The sequence below is a fragment of the Verrucomicrobiota bacterium genome (assembly GCA_037139415.1).
Classification (GTDB): Bacteria; Verrucomicrobiota; Verrucomicrobiia; order Limisphaerales; family Fontisphaeraceae; genus JBAXGN01.
The window spans coordinates 1-22607 of record JBAXGN010000059.1 but is presented as its reverse complement, the minus strand read 5'-3'; the positions used below and the strand labels follow the sequence as shown (position 1 = coordinate 22607).

At 57.5% G+C, this 22607-nt stretch carries 17 protein-coding genes; 9 read left to right on the top strand and 8 right to left on the bottom strand.

Annotation, left to right across the window (positions count from 1 at the left end; all coding sequences use genetic code 11):
• Nucleotides 1-4 precede the first annotated feature (4 nt).
• Entirely contained in the window at nucleotides 5-2887 is a 2883-nt protein-coding gene (locus WCO56_12225; protein MEI7730334.1) for a DNA translocase FtsK, read from the bottom strand.
• 104 nt (nucleotides 2888-2991) lie between these two features.
• Here WCO56_12225 and WCO56_12220 point away from each other — a divergent pair, with 104 nt between their 5' ends.
• The 8 genes from WCO56_12220 (at nucleotide 2992) to WCO56_12185 (ending at nucleotide 10969) form a co-directional block, all read left to right on the top strand.
• Nucleotides 2992-4473, top strand: a complete 1482-nt coding sequence (locus WCO56_12220) for a sulfatase (GenBank protein ID MEI7730333.1) — start codon at nucleotides 2992-2994, stop codon at nucleotides 4471-4473.
• Nucleotides 4474-4537: 64 nt separating this feature from the next.
• Nucleotides 4538-5452, top strand: coding sequence for a peptide chain release factor N(5)-glutamine methyltransferase (gene prmC / locus WCO56_12215; GenBank protein MEI7730332.1), 915 nt, complete (start codon nucleotides 4538-4540; stop codon nucleotides 5450-5452).
• Nucleotides 5442-5855, top strand: coding sequence for a hypothetical protein (locus WCO56_12210; GenBank protein MEI7730331.1), 414 nt, complete (start codon nucleotides 5442-5444; stop codon nucleotides 5853-5855). The genes prmC and WCO56_12210 overlap by 11 nt, the downstream gene beginning before the upstream one ends.
• Nucleotides 5856-5958: 103 nt before the next feature.
• On the top strand, nucleotides 5959-6540 hold the full coding sequence (locus WCO56_12205; GenBank protein ID MEI7730330.1) for a hypothetical protein: 582 nt from the start codon (nucleotides 5959-5961) through the stop codon (nucleotides 6538-6540).
• 40 nt (nucleotides 6541-6580) lie between these two features.
• Nucleotides 6581-7249 (top strand): phosphopantothenoylcysteine decarboxylase, encoded by a 669-nt coding sequence (locus WCO56_12200; protein MEI7730329.1) that lies wholly within the window; start codon nucleotides 6581-6583, stop codon nucleotides 7247-7249.
• 155 nt (nucleotides 7250-7404) lie between these two features.
• The gene (locus WCO56_12195) at nucleotides 7405-8400 is read left to right on the top strand and encodes a DUF4304 domain-containing protein (GenBank protein ID MEI7730328.1); all 996 of its coding nucleotides are present in this window, start codon (nucleotides 7405-7407) and stop codon (nucleotides 8398-8400) included.
• 553 nt (nucleotides 8401-8953) lie between these two features.
• Nucleotides 8954-10234, top strand: a complete 1281-nt coding sequence (locus tag WCO56_12190) for a CotH kinase family protein (protein ID MEI7730327.1) — start codon at nucleotides 8954-8956, stop codon at nucleotides 10232-10234.
• 12 nt (nucleotides 10235-10246) lie between these two features.
• Complete coding sequence (locus WCO56_12185) at nucleotides 10247-10969, top strand: PTS sugar transporter subunit IIA (GenBank protein ID MEI7730326.1); 723 nt, start codon at nucleotides 10247-10249, stop codon at nucleotides 10967-10969.
• A 6-nt stretch (nucleotides 10970-10975) separates the two neighbouring features.
• On the opposite strand, the gene WCO56_12180 is transcribed toward WCO56_12185, so the two are convergent.
• The 3 genes from WCO56_12180 to WCO56_12170 form a co-directional block, all read right to left on the bottom strand.
• Entirely contained in the window at nucleotides 10976-12541 is a 1566-nt protein-coding gene (locus WCO56_12180) for an exosortase/archaeosortase family protein (protein ID MEI7730325.1), read from the bottom strand.
• Nucleotides 12541-14328, bottom strand: a complete 1788-nt coding sequence (locus WCO56_12175; protein MEI7730324.1) for a hypothetical protein — start codon at nucleotides 14326-14328, stop codon at nucleotides 12541-12543. The genes WCO56_12180 and WCO56_12175 overlap by 1 nt, the downstream gene beginning before the upstream one ends.
• A gap of 161 nt (nucleotides 14329-14489) precedes the next feature.
• Nucleotides 14490-14666 (bottom strand): hypothetical protein, encoded by a 177-nt coding sequence (locus tag WCO56_12170; protein ID MEI7730323.1) that lies wholly within the window; start codon nucleotides 14664-14666, stop codon nucleotides 14490-14492.
• A gap of 419 nt (nucleotides 14667-15085) precedes the next feature.
• On the opposite strand from WCO56_12170, the gene WCO56_12165 reads away from it, so the two are divergent.
• Nucleotides 15086-16696 (top strand): ABC-F family ATP-binding cassette domain-containing protein, encoded by a 1611-nt coding sequence (locus WCO56_12165; GenBank protein ID MEI7730322.1) that lies wholly within the window; start codon nucleotides 15086-15088, stop codon nucleotides 16694-16696.
• 9 nt (nucleotides 16697-16705) lie between these two features.
• Here the strand turns inward: WCO56_12165 and WCO56_12160 are convergent, their stop codons facing one another.
• From WCO56_12160 to WCO56_12145, 4 genes are all read right to left on the bottom strand, one after another.
• Nucleotides 16706-18157, bottom strand: coding sequence for a DUF4832 domain-containing protein (locus tag WCO56_12160; GenBank protein MEI7730321.1), 1452 nt, complete (start codon nucleotides 18155-18157; stop codon nucleotides 16706-16708).
• Nucleotides 18158-18337: 180 nt separating this feature from the next.
• Nucleotides 18338-20356: a hypothetical protein gene (locus WCO56_12155; GenBank protein MEI7730320.1), complete on the bottom strand. Its 2019-nt coding sequence runs from the start codon at nucleotides 20354-20356 to the stop codon at nucleotides 18338-18340.
• Nucleotides 20357-20448: 92 nt separating this feature from the next.
• Nucleotides 20449-21231, bottom strand: a complete 783-nt coding sequence (locus WCO56_12150) for a prepilin-type N-terminal cleavage/methylation domain-containing protein (protein ID MEI7730319.1) — start codon at nucleotides 21229-21231, stop codon at nucleotides 20449-20451.
• Nucleotides 21232-21450: 219 nt separating this feature from the next.
• Nucleotides 21451-21855 carry a DUF4145 domain-containing protein gene (locus WCO56_12145; GenBank protein ID MEI7730318.1) on the bottom strand — a complete coding sequence of 135 codons (405 nt, stop codon included), beginning with the start codon at nucleotides 21853-21855 and terminating at the stop codon, nucleotides 21451-21453.
• Between the last annotated feature and the right edge of the window lie 752 nt (nucleotides 21856-22607).

Genomic DNA, 22607 nt, shown 5'->3' with positions numbered 1-22607 from the left:
ACCGTTACGCCGACGAGCCGGTGTCCACACCCGCACCATCCGCACCGCCGCCATCCAAATCAATCAGGATGTCGCGTGGTTCGGCGCCTTTGCTCGGGCCCACGATGCCCCGGCGTTCGAGTTCATCCATGATGCGCGCGGCGCGCCCGTAGCCGAGCTTGAGGCGGCGCTGGAGGAGCGACACGCTGGCTTTTTGTTCGCTGCGAATGACTTCGATGCATTGCTCGATCAGATCCTCATCTTCATTTGAACCTTCCGCATCGGCATCCAGCGCGCTCACCGGTTTTTGCAATTGCTGATGGATTTCCATCTCGTAGCTCGGTTTGCCTTGCTTGCTGATGAAGTCCACGATGCCGGTCAATTCCTGGTCCGTGATCAGCGCGCCTTGGGCGCGAATCAGTTTGGCCGAGCCGGGCGGCAGGTAAAGCATGTCGCCTTTGCCCAGCAGTTTGTCCGCTCCCATCGCATCGAGAATGGTGCGCGAATCCACGCGCGACGCCACTTGGAAGGCGATGCGGGCGGGAATGTTCGCCTTGATGACGCCGGTGATGACATCCACGCTGGGACGCTGGGTGGCCACGATGCAATGGATGCCCGCCGCGCGCGCCATCTGCGTGATGCGCGCGATGGCCATCTCCACGTCTGCCGGAGCCACGAGCATCAGGTCCGCCAACTCGTCAATGATCACCACGATGTAACTCAGCTTGTCCGGGATGACGATATCATCCTCGCGCGGCACCACAATTTCCTCATCTACCTCGACGGCGAACCCATCCGAGTTGGGCTCGATGCGTTCCTTGCGCGCTAAGAGGGGCAGTTCGGGTTCCTGTGGCGGGAGCGGCTTGTTGCGCGGGCGTTCGTTGAAGGACTTGATGTTGCGCACGCCGACCTTGGCGAAAATCTTGTAGCGCTTTTCCATCTCATTTACCACCCAGCGCAGGGCCAGGATGACCTTCTTGGGATCGGTAACCACCGGTACCACCAAGTGGGGTAGCGAGTTATATTGCTGCATCTCGACCACCTTGGGATCAATCAGCACAAAGCGTAATTCATCCGGACGGAAGCGGTACAGCAGCGAGGCGACAATGCAGTTCACGCACACTGATTTGCCGGAACCCGTGGCCCCGGCGATCAGCAAGTGCGGCATATCCCCGAGGTCCGCGATCATCGGGCGGCCATAGACGTCCTTGCCCAGCGCCAGCGGAATGCGCGCCTTGGAATTTTGCCACTCCTCAGACTCGAGGATATCGCGCATGATCACCTTGGTCTTGATGAGGTTGGGCACTTCCACGCCCACGCTGCTCTTGCCGGGAATGGGTGCCAGCACATGAATGCGCTCCGCCTTGAGCGCGGCGGAAATGTTATTTTGCAGCGCGGCGATTTTTTCGAGCTTCACCCCCGGGGCGGGATGCAGTTCGTAGCGGGTGATGGTGGGCCCCTTGGTGATGTCGCCGATGGAAACTTCGATATCAAACTGCGCCAGCGTGTTCTTCATCAACACGGCGCTGGCCATCAGCTCTTCCTTGGTTTCCGTGGGCTTGAGGGTGGTATCCGGCAGTTGCAGGAACTCCATGGTTGGCAACTGGTAATCGCCAATCATTGGGGTCGAGGCCACGGCCACTTTCTTGGGCTTTTTCGGAATCGGTTTGGGTCGGTTTGGAAGGGATGGCGACACCGCAGAGGCCGCCTCATTGGCTGGTGCGGCAGCGGCCAGGGCGGCGTCTTTTTCCTTGTCCTCCGCCTCCGGTTCCGGTTTGGCGGCAAACGGATTTTCCTCCTCGACGGGACTTTCTTTGGGCGCGGCGGGTTCCAACTTGGCCGGGACGATGGTAATCTGCGGCTCTTCCTTGGCTTCTTTCTTGCCGCGCTTGAGATTGGCGGCACCCTTGCCCAGAATGTCCTCGCTGCTGGCCGCTGGCACCACGTTTTCCCCCGGTTTTTCCGGCGCGCCTTCGCTGGCGGCTTTGGGGTCTTGTTTTGGTTGCGGCTTGGCCTGGGGGATGCTGAGGTCGCGGATCATCGGTTCCGGCACCGGCTGCAAATCCGCACCCAATCCCGGTTTGCCATCTTCAGCCCGCCCGGCCGCCAGCGCTTCCCGAGACTCTTTTGCGGCGGCTTTATCGGCGGTCCTCTGCCCCTTGGATTTATCCAGTTCATCTTGCAATTTCCGGGCCTGTTTCTCCAGTGACTTGGCTTTGCGGGCCAGGGCTTTTTCTTCCTCGGTCATGCCTTCAAACGTTTCCTCTTCTTCGGCGTCAGCCGGACGGTTGATGGCCGCGCGCACCCAATGGCCCAGTTGGAAATTGGTCAGGAAATACAGGCTGATCACATAGAGCAACAGGAAGATGACGGTCGCGCCAAACTTGCCGAACACCCCAAAGATGGTGTGGTTGAGAATGTTACCCACCATGCCCCCGGCACTGGGCGCGGCCAGGTTGTAGGCCAGGTTTTCGAGGAAGCCAGGCGAGGCGGTTCGTTCATTGTTGATGATGTTCTGCAGGAGCTTTTCATTCGTGTACAGGTCCAGCAAACCCGTACAGCAGACCAAAAGCACCAATCCGGCGATCCATGACCACCAGCGACGGCGCAGGTACGCCATGTGATCCCAGAGATACCCAAGGCCAAAAAATAACAGCAACAGGGGCATCACGAACGCCGCTGCGCCCAGCATCCGAAACGATCCGAAGGCCACCCACGCGCCCGCCGAACCGATCCAATTGTGCGGCGGGGAATTGGGAGGAATGCGCACGGCGCTCACATCCCAGCGGTCATACGACCACTGGGCCACCATGAGGAGCATGGCCGCAGCGATCAGCGAGATGCCGATGATTTCGGCAAATCCCCTCGCGTGCGGCGACTCCTGAGCTTCTTTCTCTTTGCGCGCCATGGGGAGACTGTAAAGTTACCGGGCCAAAGTTCAAAGTGTAAAATGCGGGTATTGGAAGCAAAAGTTTCATTGAAAAACTGCGCATTAGGGTGTTAAATGCCTTGATGAAGCCTGCATCATGTCTTTGCTTGGCGGTGGTCACCCTCATGGCCGCTGTCTGGATTCTTGTGCCCACCGCCACGTCCGCCGCCGATCCTGCCCGGCCCAACGTGGTCATCATTTTCACGGATGACCAAGGGTATGCCGACGTGGGGGTCTTCGGCGCCAAAGGTTTTAAGACACCCCACCTGGATCACTTGGCATCCGAGGGCTGCATCTTCCGCAATTTCCATGTTGCGCAACCCGTATGTTCCGCCTCGCGCGCGGGGTTGTTGACGGGCTGTTATCCAAACCGGATCGGCATTCACGGAGCCCTCGGGCCGGGCTCGAAAACCGGCATCAGTGATTCGGAACTGACCCTCGCCCAGTTGATGAAGCAGCGCGGGTATGCCACCGGGATGTTCGGCAAATGGCACTTGGGGGATCGCCCCCAATTCCTGCCGATGCGCCACGGGTTTGATGAATATTTCGGGTTGCCGTATTCCAACGACATGTGGCCGCTGCACCCGAGCCTGGTGGATTTGCCGCCCAACTCCCCCGCCCGCAAACGCGGTTATCCCGATCTGCCCATGTATGAGGGGGATAAGATCGTCATCACCAACGTCCAGCACGCGGAACAAAACCAACTCACCACTTGGTACACGGAACACGCGGTGAAATTTATCGAACAAAACAAGGTGCATCCCTTCCTGCTCTACGTGGCGCATAATATGCCGCATGTGCCGTTGCACGTCAGCGACAAGTTTCGGGGTAAAACCGAACTCGGCTTGTATGGCGACGTGATCGCGGAAATTGACTGGTCGGTGGGCGAGATTGTGGCGGCGCTTAAACGCCACGGGTTGGAGGAGAACACCTGGGTTATTTTTACCTCGGACAATGGTCCCTGGCTGAGTTATGGCAACCACGCCGGCTCCGCGTATCCGTTGCGCGAGGGCAAGGGGTCCAACTGGGAAGGCGGCACGCGCGAACCGTGCATCATGCGCTGGCCCGGCAAAATCCCCGCCGGAACAGAATCCCGGGACATGCTGATGACGATTGATCTGTTGCCCACCATCGCGAAGCGGATTGGCGCCGAGTTGCCCAAACAGCCAATTGACGGCCTGGATGTCTGGCCCATCATCAGCGGGCAACCGGGCGCCAAGAACCCGCATTCTTCATACTGGTTTTACTATGAAGTCAACCAACTTCAGGCGGTGACGTCCGGTGATGGCCGCTGGAAACTGCAATTTCCGCACACCTACCGCACCTTGGGCGGTAAACCGGGCGGGCGCGACGGCAAGCCGGCCCCGTACGAACAGCGCAAGCTTGAGCAAGCGGAACTGTACGATCTGGTCGCGGACATCAGCGAGACCACGGACCTGGCCGCCAAGCATCCAGAGATTGCCCGGCAGCTCGAAGCCGAAGCGGAGCAGGCGCGTGAGGAATTGGGCGACTCGCTGACCAAACGCATCGGCAAAGGCAGCCGCGAGCCCGGGCGCGCCAATTAATTCCAATCTCATCTAGCCCACCGTCAGGCTTGAAGGGTTTGCCGCCGCCGCTTATGCTGCCGGGGTGACGGTTTTGGAAATCATTCAAAAGAGCACCGCGTTTCTGGAAAAGAAAGGTGTGGATTCGCCACGCCTGCAAAGCGAGCTGTTGTTGGCCCAAGTGCTGGGGATGCCCCGGCTGAAGTTGTATCTCACCTTTGACAAGCCGCTCGCCGAGCCGGTATTGGAACGGATGCGCGAGTTACTGCGGCGGCGGGGTAACCGTGAACCGTTGCAACACTTGCTTGGCACCGTGGTCTTCTGCGGTCTGGAACTGGCGGTGGATCGTCGTGCGTTGATCCCGCGACCGGAAACCGAGTTGCTGGCGGAGGCCGCGTTGGAATTCATCACCACCCGGCCCAGCGACTCCGCCGAGTCGCCAGCCCAAGTTCATCCCGCCGTCAGTATTCTCGATTTTGGCACCGGTAGCGGGTGCCTGGCGATTTACCTGGCCGTGAAGCTTCCGCTGGCCCGGATTATGGCGTTGGACATTTCGCCGGAGGCATTGGCGTTGGCGCGACAAAATGCCGCCCGCCACGGCGTGGCTGATCGGATCGAGTTTTACGCCAGTGACGGTTTCGCGCAACTGCCCAGGGAAACGCGTTTTGATTTGATCGTCTCCAACCCGCCTTACATTCCCACGGGTGACCTGCCCGGATTACAGCCCGAGGTGCGGGATCACGATCCGCATACCGCGTTGGATGGTGGGGCGGACGGTTTGGATTATTACCGCCGACTGGCGGACGAGGCCCCGGCGCACCTCAAATCCAAGGGCGGTTGCCTGGTGGAATTCGGGGACGGGCAGGAACTGGAAATTCAACCAATTTTTTCCGCGCGGGAATGGGTTGTAACGGCGGTTAAAAAGGATTATACTGACCGGCCACGCATGCTGACGGCGATAAGGCCGGACGGCAAAAGTGGAGACGACTATGAGCAATAGAATTTTGACGGTGTTTCTGGTGGTGGTCCTGATCTGGGGCGCCTATGCGTTATTTGAATATTGGGAGACCTATCGCACCAACACGCGTCCCCACGAACCCACCAACCAAGTGGCCAACCCCGTGCCACCAGGGATGGATTCCTTTCCCCCAATGATGGAGAATGATTATGCCAATGCCGAACACCAGGGCGCAGTTGGACTAAAACGTTTCCTCACCAAGTATGCTGACGCGCCGGCGTTAAAAGATCCCCGCAAAGCCTGGATTCAACTGGATTATGTCACCTTGGCCGCCCTGACGGATACCGCCGAAGCCAAGCGGGTGTACCGGGAGGTGCGGGGGCGCATTGGGCCGGATTCCCCGGTGTATCCGCGCGTGAAGAAACTGCAACCCAACTTTGAGTGAAGCGGGGGACGGTTGGCGGAACAATAAATTGGTCAATCTTTGCGCTGGTCATTTCAACCAACCGTGAATAGTATGCGGCAGAACGTCGGCAAATAATAAGCGTATGGACATCATCTTTAAATGCCCGGGTTGTGGGCAGGAACTCGAGGTGGATGCCGCTGGTGCTGGTTCTGAAATCCAGTGCCCCGCGTGTAATTCAAGTATTCTGATTCCCGCTCCTTCGGAGGAAACCAAGGTCGGGGAAGTCAGGCAGATGCCACCGGAGGCGGAACCCGGGGCGCTGCCCACCGAGGCGGCGCCGGAAGCCAGCGCTGCGCCTCCGGCCGAGGGCGAAAAAGGCGATAGCGGCATGAACCCGAGCAGCGCCTCCGCCGCCGCCAAAGAGGATAAACATTTCGCAGTGCCGACCCGGGAAGGCCCCGTCGAGGTGTTGATCAAAAAGGCGAACAAGCCTTTGGAGGTGGCCGCCAAGGAAAGTGACCGCCGCATCCGCATCCGCACCATCCGCCACGTGGAATGCCACGAATTGGGCAGGGATCGTTTTGACGAAATCGTCTCCGAGTTTTTACAAAAAATCGGGCAAAAGGATGTGATTGCCATTCACCCCATCGGCTACACGCACCTGGACCCGGCCACGCAAAAACTGTTGGAAGATTACGGCGTGATTGTTGTGTTCAACGGCTAAGCGGCAGCAGCCCGAGGACCGTCAACCATTCCTCCGCAACATGCGTTGCCTGATCACGGCCGGGCCCACGTACGAAAACCTGGACGCGGTGCGCCGACTGACCAATTTCTCCACTGGCCGTCTGGGTACCCTGCTGGCCAATCACCTCGTGCAGCGTGGCCACCACGTCACGCTGCTGATCGGTTACTACAGCACCTGGCGCGGAGAATGCCACGCGGATAAAGTTCACGTTTTTACCACCACCACCGATCTGGCGCAGCAGTTGCGCCGGGCGTCCCGCCAACGTATGGATGCCGTGTTCCACGCGGCGGCCGTGAGTGACTTCGGGTTCGGCGGCGTCTATCAGCGACGGCCGGATGGCGGGCTGCGGCGCATTCGGTCCGGCAAATTCACCACCCGCGCCGGTTCATTGCTGGCCGAGCTGGTGCCCACGCCCAAACTCATCGCCAGTTTGCGCGACTGGTTTCCCAAAGCGGTAGTGGTGGGATGGAAGTATGAAGTGGAAGGGAAGCGCGAGGAGGTGCTGAATAAAGCGCGTGCCCAGGTGCGAGCTAACCGAACGGATGCGTGCGTCGCCAACGGACCGGCATACGGGCGTGGGTTTGGATTGGTGGAAGCCGGGGGGATTTGGCAGCACACTGGCACTGAGCGGCTGCTGTTCCGCCGCCTGGAAGAAAAGGGCGGAATGGGAGCAACGGAGCAAGCGTGATCCGGAAAACGCCATGCTGAAACGATTTTCCAGCAACGACTTTTTCGCATTGATCACAGGCATAGTTTTGGGGAGTGTCAGCACCATGACGAAAAACCTGCCACCTGTAACAATGAACGAAAAGTTCGTTCAATAATACTGTTGGCCGTAAGCACATGAACGCCACCGAGAGTATTGACGCCATGGTTCGCAACGGACTTTCGCCGTTCCTGAAGACGTTCGGGTTTCGGCGTCGTGGCAATTCGTTCGCCCGTCCGTTCACCAATGGGTTTGATGTCCTTGGAGTGCAAAAGAGTCCATGGGGATCAAAGAGCAGCACGAGCTTTACGGTACATATCGGCATTTGCTGGCCCCGCGCTCAGGAGCTGTTGGGACGTTCGGTTGACCGTATGCCATTCTCGGTTTCGCATTGCACGGTCTTCCGCTGTATCGGACATATCATGCCTGAGCACCAGGACTTCTGGTGGAAGGTGCGAGCGGACTCGTCAACAGATGCCATCCAACTTGACCTGCTGGAGCGGGTAGAGCGTTACGTAACTCCATGGTTTGAATGGGGACACGACATTGCACACACTCTTCAACTGGCTCAGGAGTACAAGTTAATCAAGTTCATTGCCGCGCTAGAAAAAGTAAGGGATGAACTCGGCCAACCAAAGCATCCAGCGGGTGGAAACCATCCGTTACGCAATAAACCGAATTCAACCCCAGGGGGCGGCTGGCTCGCGCCGCTGACCTTTGCGTTGAAGAACAAAGTGAAACTCGAACATCTTATTCTCGGCCTTGTGCTTTTACTTAGTGGCTGCAATAGAACCACGCCTGTGGTTTATGAGCCACACATCAACACTGATGCGGGGAAATCAACTTTTTGGCAATATGTTCCTCCTGACAAGGTTGCTGCTCTCACCGTTCGTCAATTGCGGAAACACTACGAGACGCAAACTAACTATTTCACGGGCTCAATCGTGGTACACCGCTTCGAAGGGGATACCCATGCAATTTGTTTTTCCAAGTCATTACTTTGCAATAAGGCTGAAAATACCTATTTGATTGCTGAGGGAATTCGTCTCACAAATGCCATTACTAAATCGAGCTTCGAGGAAATATTGGAGGAAATATATCGAACATTAAAAAATGAAGCCTCCAACAAATGAAGCCTCCAACTATAGCATACAGCGGACTGGCTCCAGCCGTTTTCCTTGAGAGAAAAATCCAACATCATCAGTGGCTGGCTCCCGCCGCTGATGCTGGTCGTTAGGCCACCATGCGGATGCCCAAGTTTTCCACATTGCTGCTCGTCGCAGTTGGTCTCTTCATTTTGAGTAGTATTTTACGCTCCCAACGGCACACAGAAGCCGGTTGTTATGGCGGACGCCACGGCTGCTCACGGCCCAGATGGTCGAGCTTTGACAGAGTTTGAGTCGTCGGGTTAAAGGGTTTGGTACTTTGCGCGTGCAACTTTTTCGATTTTTACTCTGAGCATGAGTCGTGAATAACGAAACCAATAAGACGGTGGATGCGGAACAGTTCGGTGGTCTTCCTCAACCGCCCTGCGGGCACCTTCTCCCTCGTGGGGGAGAAGGACGGGGGGTACGGAAGCACAGGCCGTTCCCGTTGCTGGGAGCTTGATGCAGCGTTGACCCGCCGTCCGCTTTTCGCTGTTTTTCAACGTGCAGCCAGTTCCCTGTTCATGTTAGCCTGTCCTTTGTGAAACGCGCCCTGCTTGAACTGATCGGCCTTCGACCACTCCTGGTCGGACTGGCCGTGCTATGTGGAGCGCTTGCTGGTGCGCAAACCAATACGAATCCACCCGCCCCGTTTGCGTTGGGCACGTATGAACTGAATCTGCCGGTCCTGCTGCTGGAGGCCAAAGAGTCCATTGCCACCGACCAAAAAGCGTCGCTCACGTTGCGGATGTTGTCCCCCAAGGGCGTAATCAGCGGGCAGACCAACGTCATCCAGGGCACCTCCCGCATCCATGGCGGAACCTCCCGCAGCTACCCCAAGAAGTCATACAATCTCGCGTTGACCAATGCGGTTCCCCTGCTGGATTTTCGTCCGAGTGCGCATTGGATTCTCAATGCGGCGTATATTGACCGCTCGCTCATGCGGCACAAGTTGGGCTATGACCTGTTCCGCTCATTGTCCGCTCCCGGCGCGCCGCGCTTTGCGTCCGGGAGCCGTTTTGTGGAGGTGTACCTGAACCAGGATTATCAGGGCGTTTATTTGTTAATGGAGCGGGTGGACCGGCATCTGTTGGGGTGGCACGGGTACAATAGCAATGACGTCAACCACGCCTGCCTGTACAAGGCGGTTGATCATCCGGCCAATTTCAGCGCCCCCGGACATGCAGGCTATGAGCAGCGGGAACCCAATGCCGAGATCAAACCGTATTGGGAACCCATGGATGCCTTCAACCAGTTTGTGAGTACCGCCCCCCGGGAAGCGTTCGAGCACCCGCAAACCGGGATTGGTTCCCGTTTGGATCTGGACAATGCCATGGATTTTTATCTACTGGTTCTCCTGAACAGTAATAGCGATGGCATCACCAAGAACTATTTCCTCGGTCGTGATGGATACGCCACCAACACGCCCGCCCCGCTCTTTTTCTTTGCGCCGTGGGATTACGATGGCACCTTCGGGCGCGACTGGGATTCCTCCGCCATGCCGCCCAACGATTGGCTGTCTAACCATCTGTTCGACCGCCTGCTTGAGAACGCGGCGTTCCGCCAACGGTTCGGGGTACGCTGGAAACATCTGCGCGACCATCAATTTTCGGCCGGTGCGGTGCAGGCCCTGATAGATGAGAATGCCAGGACGCTTGGGGACGCCGCCAGCCGCAATGCCACCCGTTGGCCCGGGAATCAGGGGCCGTATCATGATCGAATCACTTGGGCGGAAGATGTGGCACAAATGAAAACTTGGGTGGTGGCGCGCATTCAATACTTGGATGAGGAAATCCGGCGCCTTACGGCTTCCCCCAAGTAACCCACTACGATTATGTCTTTTCGCATATACAACTTGGAGGAAGTGGCGCAGTACCTGCACCTGACCCATACGGATGTCGAAACGCTTGTAAAACGACAGGAAATCCCATTCGAGAAGCGAGGGGATCGGTTGGTATTTCGCAAGCAGGAAATTGAAACCTGGGCCTCGCAACGAATCCTGGGGTTTGAAGCGCGCCGATTGGCGGACTATCATCAAAAATCCACGCATGCCACCCGGGATCTTTTTGCCTCGGGCGCCATCCTGCCATTGATGATCAAGCAGGAACATATTGCGCCCGCGCTGGCGGCCAAGACGCGGGCCTCCGTTCTGCGGGAACTGGTGCATTTGGCGCAGTCCACCGGGCTGGTCATGGATGAGCGGGAACTGCTGACCAGCTTGGAGGAACGGGAGGCGCTTTGCTCCACTGCGCTGCCCGGTGGCCTGGCGGTGCCGCATCCGCGCCATTACCAGCATTACTTGTTTGAAACTTCATTCATGGTGGTTGGCCGGACCCTGCAGGGCATCTTCTTTGGCGCGCCAGACAACCAACCCACGGACCTGTTCTTTTTAATCTGTTGCCAGGATGAGCGGTTTCACCTGCATTCGCTGGCACGTTTATGTTTGGTGGCCCAAAAGACGGAACTGCTCACCCAACTGCGCGACGCGCCCGACGCCGAAGCCATGCATGCCTGCCTGCTGGCGTATGAAGTCGAGGCGCTGAACGGCAAACGGTGAATCGGTTTAACCGGGTCGGATCAACCCGTTGAGGCAATTCAGGATGACTGCCCGATCCACCGGGGTCTTTGGCGGCACCCACACGCCAACGAGAATCACCCGGTGCTCGGTCGCGGTGGGTTTCTGACGGTCGGCAATCATGCGCCAAGCCTGGGATAGTGCCAGCTTGGTGGACGCCTGAGTGGGATCCATCAGCCAATAGGTATTGATGTTGGCACCCTTGGTCCAATGGGCCTGCTGAACCAACAAATCCCGTCCCGAATCGTCGGCATGGAATTCACGGGCCAGAAACTCGACGTCGTGAACTTTGAAGGTAAGGACACGGGGAGGCTCCAACAAGGTTTTCCCGGCTCCGGCCAGGCACACGTCCGTGGGATGAAACGCATTGTTCACTCTGGTTAACCCATGCAAATGGCCGGCCGGCAACCAACGCAAATAAAAAACCTTCCAGTAAAAACCTTGATCGTCCATCCACTCGCATTTGATGCTCTCGTCTGTTTGCAATAGTTCCTGCTGTCCAGCGGTGAGCGGACCCGACCGCGCGCGAACGCCTGCGGGTGGACCGGCAAATTTCCAATCCGGCCCCGTCCGTCCGCCGGCGGGCGCCACAAACCACAACCACGTGCCGCCCTCCGCCAGCACCAACAGTACGACCATGGTAAGACTGTAACTGAAGGGCACTGTCAATCGCGGGTTGGCGGTGACCGGCGGGATTGGACCAGCTACCGCGCCCAACCCAAGGCTGGAACGCCAGCGCCAGGAGACCACCGCCAGGACAATCAGGTTGGCCCCCAGCACACCAAAGCCAGCTTGGTCGTGGAACCTGGCCAAAGCCGCCACCCCGTTCACGTCTCCCCACCACACCAGCGAGGTGGTACGAAGGATGTTTAGGAGCAGCGCGGAGGCCAGCCCCGTTGCCAGCAAGAGTCCGCGGCGAGCGGTGGTTAGCCGGAAAATTTCGCCCAGGAACAAGCTGACCATCAGCGTGCCCTGCAACGAACGAATGCCGCTGCATGCCTCGTCAATGCCGACTACGCCGGTACTGATTTCGATCAGGTTGCCATGGCGAATCGCCGGGACCGTGGCCAGGGTTAAAATGGACATGGTGATACTGGTCACCCAGGAAGACGCCTTGGCGATGATGGGTTGTTCCAAGCTCATGGGCCAAGGCACGGCCAGCAGGAGGAAACCAACTGGCAATATGAAGTGCCGCACCCAGGCCCGTCCCCCTATGGAATACACCACTCCTAGCGTGATGCAGATCAGCGAGAGGGTCATACCCCAAGCGGCCAGCCGCCAGGTGGGCATCACTTCAAAGGCCAGCCGGGACATTCCCCACCCCGTCAAACCGATCAGGGAAAGCAGCCAGCCCATCCCTGAAAACACGGGCACAACCGGGGTCGGTCGGGACAACCAGCGCTCGCGAAAAATCATCAGGCATAGCAACGGGACGCTATAGCCGTATAGATAGTTGGGGTAAGCGCTCCACAGGGCGCTAAGACGATATAACGTCCCTCCCCACAGCCCGGCCAGCGCCAGAAACAGCAAACGGAATGGTAGCGAAGAATTCATCAGGGCTTGGGCGCCAGAAACACTTGTTGGGCGGCTTGGTTGAATAGTTTGCGCTCTTCCGGCAACAGCGTTGCCGAGCCGCTTTTTTCCAAATGATACTGGGCCATTTTGACGCGTCCAGCTCCGGCCAGGATGATGCCGTACTGGGCCATCAGGCTGGGATCCTTGATTTGCGAGACCGGGATGGCATCATAGACTTTTACCGCCGCCTCGGCGTTTCCCTGGCTGAGCAATGAGAATGCATACGTGGCGGCCAGCCGCCAGTCTTTGGGATATGCCTGATATGCTTCGGCGGCTAACTGATGGGCCTGCGGCAGATTGGTGTTCAGCAGCAGACATAGATAGGCGAAGTTGTTTTTGGCCACCGTGTCGGTGGGGTTGTTTTGATACAATAAATTGAACAGCCGCAGAAGGCCCCGGGTATCCTCCCGCTTTAAGAGCACCCGCTGAAGTTCAGCGGACGCCGTGTATTCACCCGGGTAGCGTTCCAACAGCGCCCACGCCGTCAGCTCGAGTTCCGGCTGCCAACCCCATTCCCGCGTCACGCGGAACACCTGTGCCAAGGCCGGTTGCCGTAGGCTGGCCCAAGCCATCAGGTTGTTCCATTCCAGTTGGGCTTCTGCCGAATGCCCGCTCTGCCGCAACGTCCGCACGAGCAGCGCCCAACGGAGCGATTCCTGTTCGCGCCACTGTTCGGCCCGCAAATAATTGGCCAGGCCGGTCCAATCCTGAAGCGCCTCAAAACAGTCGGCCATGGCGAGCCGGACCACTTTCGCCGATTGCACGCCCGGCGGGAGACTGCGCAGCCAAGCCAGCGCTTGGGTGGCATGCTTGTGCGAAACCAGCCAGAGTGCCAGGGCGGTTGCCAATTCGGGATTGCTCTGGTCGCGGACTTGCTCCTCTTTCAGGCTGCGGGCATAATCCGGATCATTGCTTTCCTGAAGAATGGCCAGCCAATCCAACCGATCTTTGATCGCCTTTGAGCTGGCCAGAATACGGCGGGAATAGGCTTTGGCGGATTGAAAATCCTTGCGGCCCCGGGTGAACGCCAGCAGCGAACGGCAGACCTCCGTGCCATACTGCGAATCCTCCAGATATTGTTTTAGAAAGATCTCCGCCTGGATGGTCGCCGCGTGATTGGTGGAGAGCAGGCGCAACGAGGCCAGGTTGATCTGGAGGGAAAGGTTGTCTGGTTCCAGCCGGGAGGCGGCTTCGTAATAGGCTTCTGCTTGTAAGGGTTGCCGATTCTTCAAGGCCAGTTCCGCTGCTGCCAAATGAAACTCGATGGTTTTGCGGCCTTGCTCATCCACCGTGCGCAGAATACGGCCGGCGGTGGGGTAAGGCGGCCCCTCCCAACGCATGGCAATACGCGCCAATAATAGCTGGTTGGAACTGGCTGGCGCGGTGGCCACCAATTGGTACCCCCAATCCATGGCGACGGGGGATTCGATGGCTTGGGACATTTGCGCCATCAAACGGAGCGAGTCTTCATGCTGCGCGTTCAGGCTGAGCGCTTTGCGCGCTGAAAAAGCCGCCCGTCCGTAGTCCTTTTTTTGTTCATAACGGCTGGCTTGGCGGAAAAAACGCGCCGCAAAAAAACGCTTTACTGCCGGTCGGAATATGTCACGGCTCACGTAAAACAGCGCCGCAACCAAGCAGCCGAACAAAATCAGAAGGGGCCAGCCCCGCCGCACAAGGCGCTTGGTCCGGTGGCGTCCGACGGACCAACCGGTGCGACCGCGAACGGCCTTGAACAGACCATCCAACCATGTTTGCCATGCGTTCATCGCTGGTGCTTAAGACGATTCCACTCAACCATGGCTGGCTTGTTTTGTCCATCAAAAATTTTAAACAATCCGTGGCACAATTCACAGTCGTCCTGATGCAAGTCACGTGCCGACAAATGGAAACCGCCCTGGAATAAGTCCAGAGCGGCGCTGGCTGGCGTTCAACGCCAGCGAATGGTGTGCGGGGTTACTTCGGCTCCGCTATCCAGCAGGAAATTCAAGGTGCCAGTCGGTTTATCGGCTTGGACCTGAACCCAAATCAAACCTTCGCGATATTCAAACGGCAACTCTTCGATGACTTGCGCACAGGTGGAGGAACTTCCGAAAACGGAAGCCAACAACAACCTGATCAATGCCCATATAATTCGCACGCTTGGCACTCAAGCAACCACCATGCCAGCTTGCGTCAATTATGTATAACTAACTGTGCTGTAATTTGTTATGATTATAGAAACGGAAATATCCAGACCCCATGCTGTTGTTTTTTGCCCAAGCAGGGCAAATTGATTCAGAGATTACTTCAATGGCTGCCATGCGCGACAAATCCCTTGCAGGGGGCGTTGTTGCGGGGTGGGGCAAAGAAATAGTATGGGTTCCAATTAAATGTTTCAACGAATAAGCCGTTGACGACGGGCGATTTCGGGGTACACTTTGCACCTCGTCGCCGCAGACAAATCCAATGCTCCGGTTTCCGCGGTGGACAGGTTAATTTTTTCCTCGCGTAGCGGCGGTCATCCGTCGGCGGCTACTGTATTTAATGCTCACAATCCGAGATTTAAAGATGTCCCTGGGCGGGCGCGTGCTGTTTGAAGACGCGTCGTTTGGGGTGAATTATGGCGACCGCGTCGGGCTGGTCGGGCCGAATGGCACGGGCAAAACCACGTTGTTTTCCCTCATCCTCAAGCACAAGGAACCGGACGCCGGCACCGTGGCGCGGGATGAATGGACCATGGTCGGGCATCTCCCGCAGGAGGCCGAAGCGCATGGCGAAGAGACCATTCTGGAAGTGGCCACGGGCCGGGTGGATGAGCTGCCACGCCTGGAGCAGCGGCTGCATGAGCTGGAGACGGCGGGCGCGACTTCCGGCCCGGAGTACCTGGAAACGCACGCGAAGTATGACGCGCTGAACGATCCGCAGGTGGAGACGAAGGCGAAGCGAATGTTGCGCGGCCTGGGCTATCGTGAGACGGACTTTGACCGGAAGGCGCGGGAGATGAGCGGCGGCTGGATCATGCGCGCGCGGCTGGCCCGGCTGCTGGTGATGGAGCCGGATCTGCTGCTGCTGGATGAGCCAACAAACCACCTGGACTTGCTGGCCTTGCTCTGGCTGCAAAATTACCTGAAGAACTATTCCGGGGCGCTGCTGCTGATTTCGCATGACCGCCAGTTCATGGATGAAGTGGTGACCCAAGTGCATGAAATCTCGGAGAGAAAGCTTATTGATTACAGCGGCGGCTACACCGACTACCTCCGGCAGCGGGAGGAACGCTACGAACAGCAACTGGCCGCCTATAAAAACCAGCAGAAGGAAATCCAGGCGCTCCAGGAATTCGCGGACCGGTTTCGCGCGGTGCCATCCAAGGCCTCGCAGGCCATGAGCAAGCTCAAGCAGATTGAACGGTTGGAGCTGATCGAGAAACCGATGGCTCCGCGCAAACCGTTCCGTTTTCAAATCCCGCCACCGCCGCGCGGCGGGCAACGCGCTGTTTCCCTGGAGGGAATTCATATGGCCTATGGGGCGACGAAGGTGTACACGGGCCTCGACCTGACCATCGAACGCGGCGAACGGACGGTGCTGGTCGGGCCGAACGGCGCGGGCAAATCCACGCTGCTGAAAATTCTCGCAGGCGTGGTGGAGTTTCAAAGAGGCGTACGGGACCTCGGGCACAACGCCAAGATTGGTTACTTCAGCCAGCACCGCGCCGACACACTCGATCCGGAAAAAACAGTGCTTGAGGAGGTGTTGGCCAGCGCGCCAGCCATGCATGAAGACGAGGCGCGCGGCGTGCTGGGTTCCTTCATGTTCCGCAAGGACGATATTTTCAAGCCGACCCGGGTGTTAAGCGGGGGCGAGAAGAGCCGGCTCAATCTCGTCAAGTTCCTGGTTGATCCGCCGAACCTGCTGCTCATGGACGAGCCGACCACGCATCTCGACATTCACACCGTCGAATCGCTCACGCTGGCGCTCCAGCGTTACGAGGGCACGCTGGTGTTCATCTCGCATGATGTGCATTTCATCCGCAATCTCGCGACCAAGGTGCTGCACGTCAGCGCCGGCCAGATCGTTCCCTACGTGGGCGGCTACGATTACTTCCTCGAAAAGACCGGGGCTGCAGAGGATGCCCGCGCGGCGCTCACAGCGGGCTGAACGATATGATTACCGGATCACTTGCAACTTGCTTAGCGGATACCAGCCATCCTGAGCGCGGCCGGTGATCCCGAGGCGCACTACCGGCTCTTCCGTGGCCACGCCGACCACCCCGATGGATACGCTGTATTCACCGGGCGGAATGTCGCCGGGCAGACTGAGGGTGTCAGCGACCGCATACACCTGTCCTGGTGGCAGGTCCTTCGGTTCCTTGAAGAACTCCTCGGTGAACAATTCAATGGAGCCGGGAAGCCAGCGGTTGACGGTGACGTTGCCGACCATCACTTTTTGATACCCATTCTGATTGGCCAACCGATAGGCGACTCGATACGGCTGGTAACACGGGGCGGAACCGATGTTCTGCCACTGCATGGACACGTCGAGTTTGGCTCCGGGTTTGGCTTGAGCGGGGTGTTGCAGTTCCTGTAAGACCAGACGATAGCCGAGACGGCGCAGGAACCGCTCCAGTTCTTCCCGGAAATGTTGGTCCTCCGGCAATTTCCCTGACTTACCGCTGAAGTAGCTGCCGTGACAGGCCAGCGCGTAATTGAAAATCCAGCGGAGCGGCCAATTTTTCTCGGTAAATTCAGCCACCTCCATGGGTGGCTCGTAGGCAATGGGACCGGTCTTCCAGGCGTCCTGGACCTTCGTCTCTTTGATCCAAGCCGGATAGGCGTTGCGCATGTGATTCCAGGTTTTGGAGAAGCTACCCAGATCGCCCATCGAATCGGCGCGCCAACCGGCTCCATGCTGGGTAGCATAGGTGGTGCATTCTTTTCCGTTGAGTAACATCAACAAGGGCGTTTTCTTGAATGCGGCCAAGTAGGTATTCACCACTTTCATGCGATTTTCCAAGCTTGGTAATTTGGCTTTCGTGGAGCGGCTCAGATGCCACTCACCCCACCAGCCGATGGAACCCAGATCCAGATGATCCAGGTCCGGATGACCGTCGTACCGCGCGCCCAATCGCTTGATAAAATCCAGATGGCGGTCAAGGACGACGGGATCGTCCATATCGGGGATGGGCAGTGGTGCCACGCCACCCCAATCTGCGATAATTTCCCGACCACCGACATCCTTGATCCAAGCGGGATGATAGGGACGGTTTTTGGTGACAGAGCAACACATGACACGAAAGGCCAGCTTTTGCCCGGAGTCATGCGCTTCCTTCAGCGCTTTGTCCAGAAAGGCGGTATCGAGCTTGCCTGGTTGCGGCTCCAGCGTCCCCCAACCCCAGCGCGCATAATTGACGGTGGAGGGAATCCAAGACGGCAGGTTCTTATCCCTTTTTCCGGGGCGGTTGAAGGTTTCCCAGCCCATGCCGGGATTGGTGAGGAGTTCATCGGTTGACTGCGGTTTCACGACCACGGGAGCCGCCGCAGACAAGGTAATCACGCCTATACTGGCAATGCATCCGAGTAGGGCACGCCAACAGCGGATGGTGGAGAAAATGGCTAGCATGTTTTTGGTTAATTCATTTTACGATGGACATGTCCGTGATGATTAAGAGGATGATCCAAAAAAGGCAGATCGCGGAAAACCAGTTTACCAGACGCGATTAACACTCGTTGCGGATGACTGATTAACGTTTTGATTTGATTTCATGGTTTTTGTTCAGATTATCTTTGTCCAGCGCAGAAGTCAGGGTGCCGGCGCGCGGGTCAGCCGATCCCAAATGGCGGTACGCTTGGGATTGTAGCCGGGCGACTTGGGATCAAGCGCGTCCATCGGGTAGAGGGTGATCATCGGCGCATGCTCCTCGATCCCCATCCGCACCGCACTGGCGAAACCCTCGTCGGTGCCTTCGTAACGGACCCGCCCGGGGGCGTCGGGATCGTACTGGCCGATGTTCACAAAACTGCTCAGCCGACGGTCATGCCGCGCGGCGTAGTAGCGGAACTTGAGCCACTGCGGGCTGTTGGCGTCGGTCACGTATTCGGCACACAGCCAGGTCACCTCGGGCAACGCCGCGAGGCGATCCAAATCCACCGCGTACTGCGGCCCGGTCCACCCGACGTTCTGGAAGTAGATGGCGCCCGCATAATCCGGGTTGCTGGTGTTGGCCTTGGCGAACGCGCCGGCCTGCGTGGCGATCATCCGCGCAAAGCTGGCTTGCGCCCAGTCGTACCAACGGCCCCAGTCCGCCGGACTGGCTTGATTATCGGTGCGTAGCGTGGGCGGCACGTACGCTTTGGCCGGAAAACGCGCCGTTGGATTCCCCGTGAACCGCCGGAAATCGGCCAACGCAGCTTCGGAGAACAACGGCGACTGATACCACGTGCTTAACCGCCAATGCGGCTCGTTAAAGAACAGGTAGTCCACCGGACCGATCAACCGTGCGCAATCCTCCCAGGCTTGCCGCGCGCGAGCGGTTGCCTCGGCACTGGACCAATCAAAGACGTCGCGCTTTTTGATGAAACTGCCGGTCTCGGGATCAAGCGTTTCGCCTTGGTATTGCGGTTGGCGACGCGTCTCAAGTTGACCGGTGCCCGGACCCGAATCGCCGAAATTCAGACTCAGCGCCAGCCGAATACCATGACGATGAGCAATCCGCAACTGCTTGCGCACTTCGGCGGCGATGGCTTCGGCATGCAATCGCGAAGCCGAACCATTGGCCCAGCCCAGATCCCATTTCCAGTCGGTCCAGGCAATGACTAACTCCATCACGTCAAAATGCGGTGCCATGGCGGTGAAGAAGCGCTCCAGTTCCTCCTCGCTGCGTGGAGTTACCTTGCTCGAGGCGATGATGCCCGGCGTCTGCTGCGCGAACCGCAGCACACGCGCCGGACGCGCCAAGGGCGGGAGCTTGGCAGTTCGCCAAGGTTCCTGCTCGCGGGGCAGGGACGCCACGGCCAGGCGTGGCTTGACCAAATTTGGCAAGTCGGTCAGATCAAACTCAAACTGCGCCTCCACTTGCTTGCCCGACGGCAGCGACAAGTTGATTTTCTGCCGCCACCAACCGTTCCAAAGCTCGACGCTGCGCGTTTGCGAGTCGGGGCGCAGCACCACTTGGTGGCCGGCGTAAGGCAGCCTGATCTCGGCCGGGTTCTTGATGATATTCCCGTCACCACCGAACAATGGCGCAACCTCCCGACCGTCGCGGGTGCGGATAGGCACCGGCTTGCCCGGCGTATGTTTATCCTTATTCGGGTGGGTGATGAACAACTCGTCCCGGTTTCCGGTCAATTCCAACCGGTGCATGGACCACGACCCGCGCGGCGTGGCGGTTTGGGTGAGCGTGTAGGCCAACCGCAGGCGGCCTGTGCGCTCCAGTGTCCAGGTCTGGCGCCAGGACCAGCGTCCGGGACCATCCCCAACCTCCTTGGCCACGCCGGCCAGTTTCACGGTCACCATCGTCTCGGTCTGCTCAACCACGGGTTCACTGGCCTCGTCATCGGACGGTTGGGCCAGCAACCGCCAGTTAGCCTGCATCAACACCGGACACACGGTCGGCCGTGGGTTGTCGAACGGGTCGCCAATCACGTAGCGGTCGCGCCACTTGATGGCGTCGAGATGACTGCGCGTGAACTCACACTCAAAGGCGCCGAGGGAGACCACGAACGGCGTCGCCAGGGACGCAGCGTGGACTGGCAGCCAGCAACCGCAGCCCAGCAGCAGAAGGAAAAGCAGGTTGCCGCAGGCAACTTGGAGACGCGGCATGCTTCTGCTCTTTGAATCCCGGCATCGCATGTTCATTAATTGGTTTTCCGCATGAAACACCATGTGCCTTCCAGTATTGAATACGTCGCGAGCTAATTGACTTTCACGCTGGCCCGATCGCGCAGCCACAGGTAATCCGTGGTGGGATTGGGCACAAAGCCCCCTTTCACCGCCCCTTGGATGGGCGCGCGCACGGTGTTGGTCTGCCAGCGATGACGCTCCATGTGTCCATCCGCCCAGGACAGATTGGCGGAATCATTGTGAAAGGACGCGGGTAGGTTGCCCCATTTGATCTGGTTCCAATTGTTGACGAAATACCCGTCATTGATGGTGTCCGGATGCTCTTCGATAAACACAAAGAAGCCAGAGGGGTTGGGGATCTGCGACTCCTTGAGAAATTGCGTCCAGGTGGGATTGAACCGGTTGGGACTGATGAGCGGGTCACCCATCATCGCATTCATGGAATAACTGCGGAGCCGTGGCCCGTTTTTGGCCTGAGACAGATCGGACGGACACTTGTACACCGCCAGGTTATTATTGACGTACGGGGCGAGCTTGCCGCTGAAAATGAAGGAGGGGGTGATGTTCTCCACGCTCGTGTTCCAATCCTGCACGTTGTTAACCCAGCTCTGGCGATAGGTAATGGTGTCCGACCGGCTGCAATTGTTCACCAGCGCCCCCGTGCTATCATCCATGTAGATCTGCCAACCCAGGGATAATTGACGCATGTTGCTCGCGCAGGATGTGGCCTTGGCGTAGGCCTTGGCCATTGCCAACGCAGGCAGAAGCAGGCCAGCCAGAATGGCGATGATGGCGATGACGACCAGCAATTCAATCAGGGTAAAACCGCCTGTCTGCCCGGTATGCTGTCTCAAAGGTTGTCGGTGCGATTGCATTGGAAATGGTTGGTAAAACGGGTTACTGACACCTTCAAGTGATCAAAGGCGTGGCGCGCGAGGCGATACCGGCCGCAGGGCGATGCGGGTTATGTTGGTGAATCTGGTTCACGTTCGTGTCATTTGGACGTGCAAAAGCCGGTGGTCATTCAAGGTTTACGGAAAATTGAGTGTGGGTCGGGGAGGGAATATTACGGGTCAGCCATCCGCTTCAGTAGAAGGCAACGACTGGCTGACTGGAGCTACTTGGTCACGCTTGTTGTAATCTTGCAAGCGCTCTTGGTATTTTGCGAGTCGGTGTGGAGCAACATAAATGTACTCAACCAACGACCGAAAGAACTCGTCCATCGTCCAGGTTAACGGCACAGTTAATTTTTTCGTTGTGTGATGTGCACCCGTATTACCCAATTCACGTAGTATAGTCGAAATTTCGGAGAGCTTACTTGGAATTTCGCCTCGATTGGAGAGTTCCTTGAGCCTCCTAGCGAGAGAATCGGAAGCAAGTCCTCGATCGTCACAAAGAGCCTCAAGTGCCCGTCTGAGCAATACCGCAAACGCATTCGGGGAAATATTTTGAACCCGCTTCGCTTCACGGTAGTTCATAGCGACAGCTTCTGGTATACATGAGTCTAGATCGTATTGAGAGGGGTATTCTAGATGAGCTTCCTTCCAATTTTCAAACTCGTATTTTGAGTAAAACGAAACGTCTTTGCACGTTTGGCACTGCAAAAGAACATAATTCACTTTAGGTGTCCATTCGCCCTCCAACGGGGTTTCGTGAGGGCCATACGACACTTGTGGCACTGTACATTGGAATAGATTCTTGTGCGAATTTGTGTTCCCGCAATGCGGGCAAAGTTTTGTTTCGATGACGGAGGCATTATTCATCGTGCGCGAAAATTTAATACTGTTGTTGATAGCAACGGGGAATGCACAAGGCACTCTCGACATACAATTCCTTGCTGCGTGAAAGAATTGAACAGCGATTCGATAAACCGTGTTTGTTAATTATGGTCAGATGAATCATGCTATTAATCGAAACCGTGCCACTGAACGGTAGCGGTGAAACGGGTGCAATCTATGCTGGGCGAGGCAGTCTGGTAAGCTTGGGCGATGAAACAGGATCGTAACCATCACCTGGGTCATACCGCTGAAGAGATCTAGCATATAAACACTGAGGTTACTCATATTTCGTTGGCCTTTTCGTTTGCAAGAGCCTTCCAAGTGGCGTGAAGTGCTGGCGTTATCACAGACTCATGCGTCATTCCTAAGAAACCACTTGTGCGTTCCATGACACGAAGTCCTAGCCCCAGTTTACGAGTTATTTGAAGGGTGCCTCGGAAGTTATTGTTAAC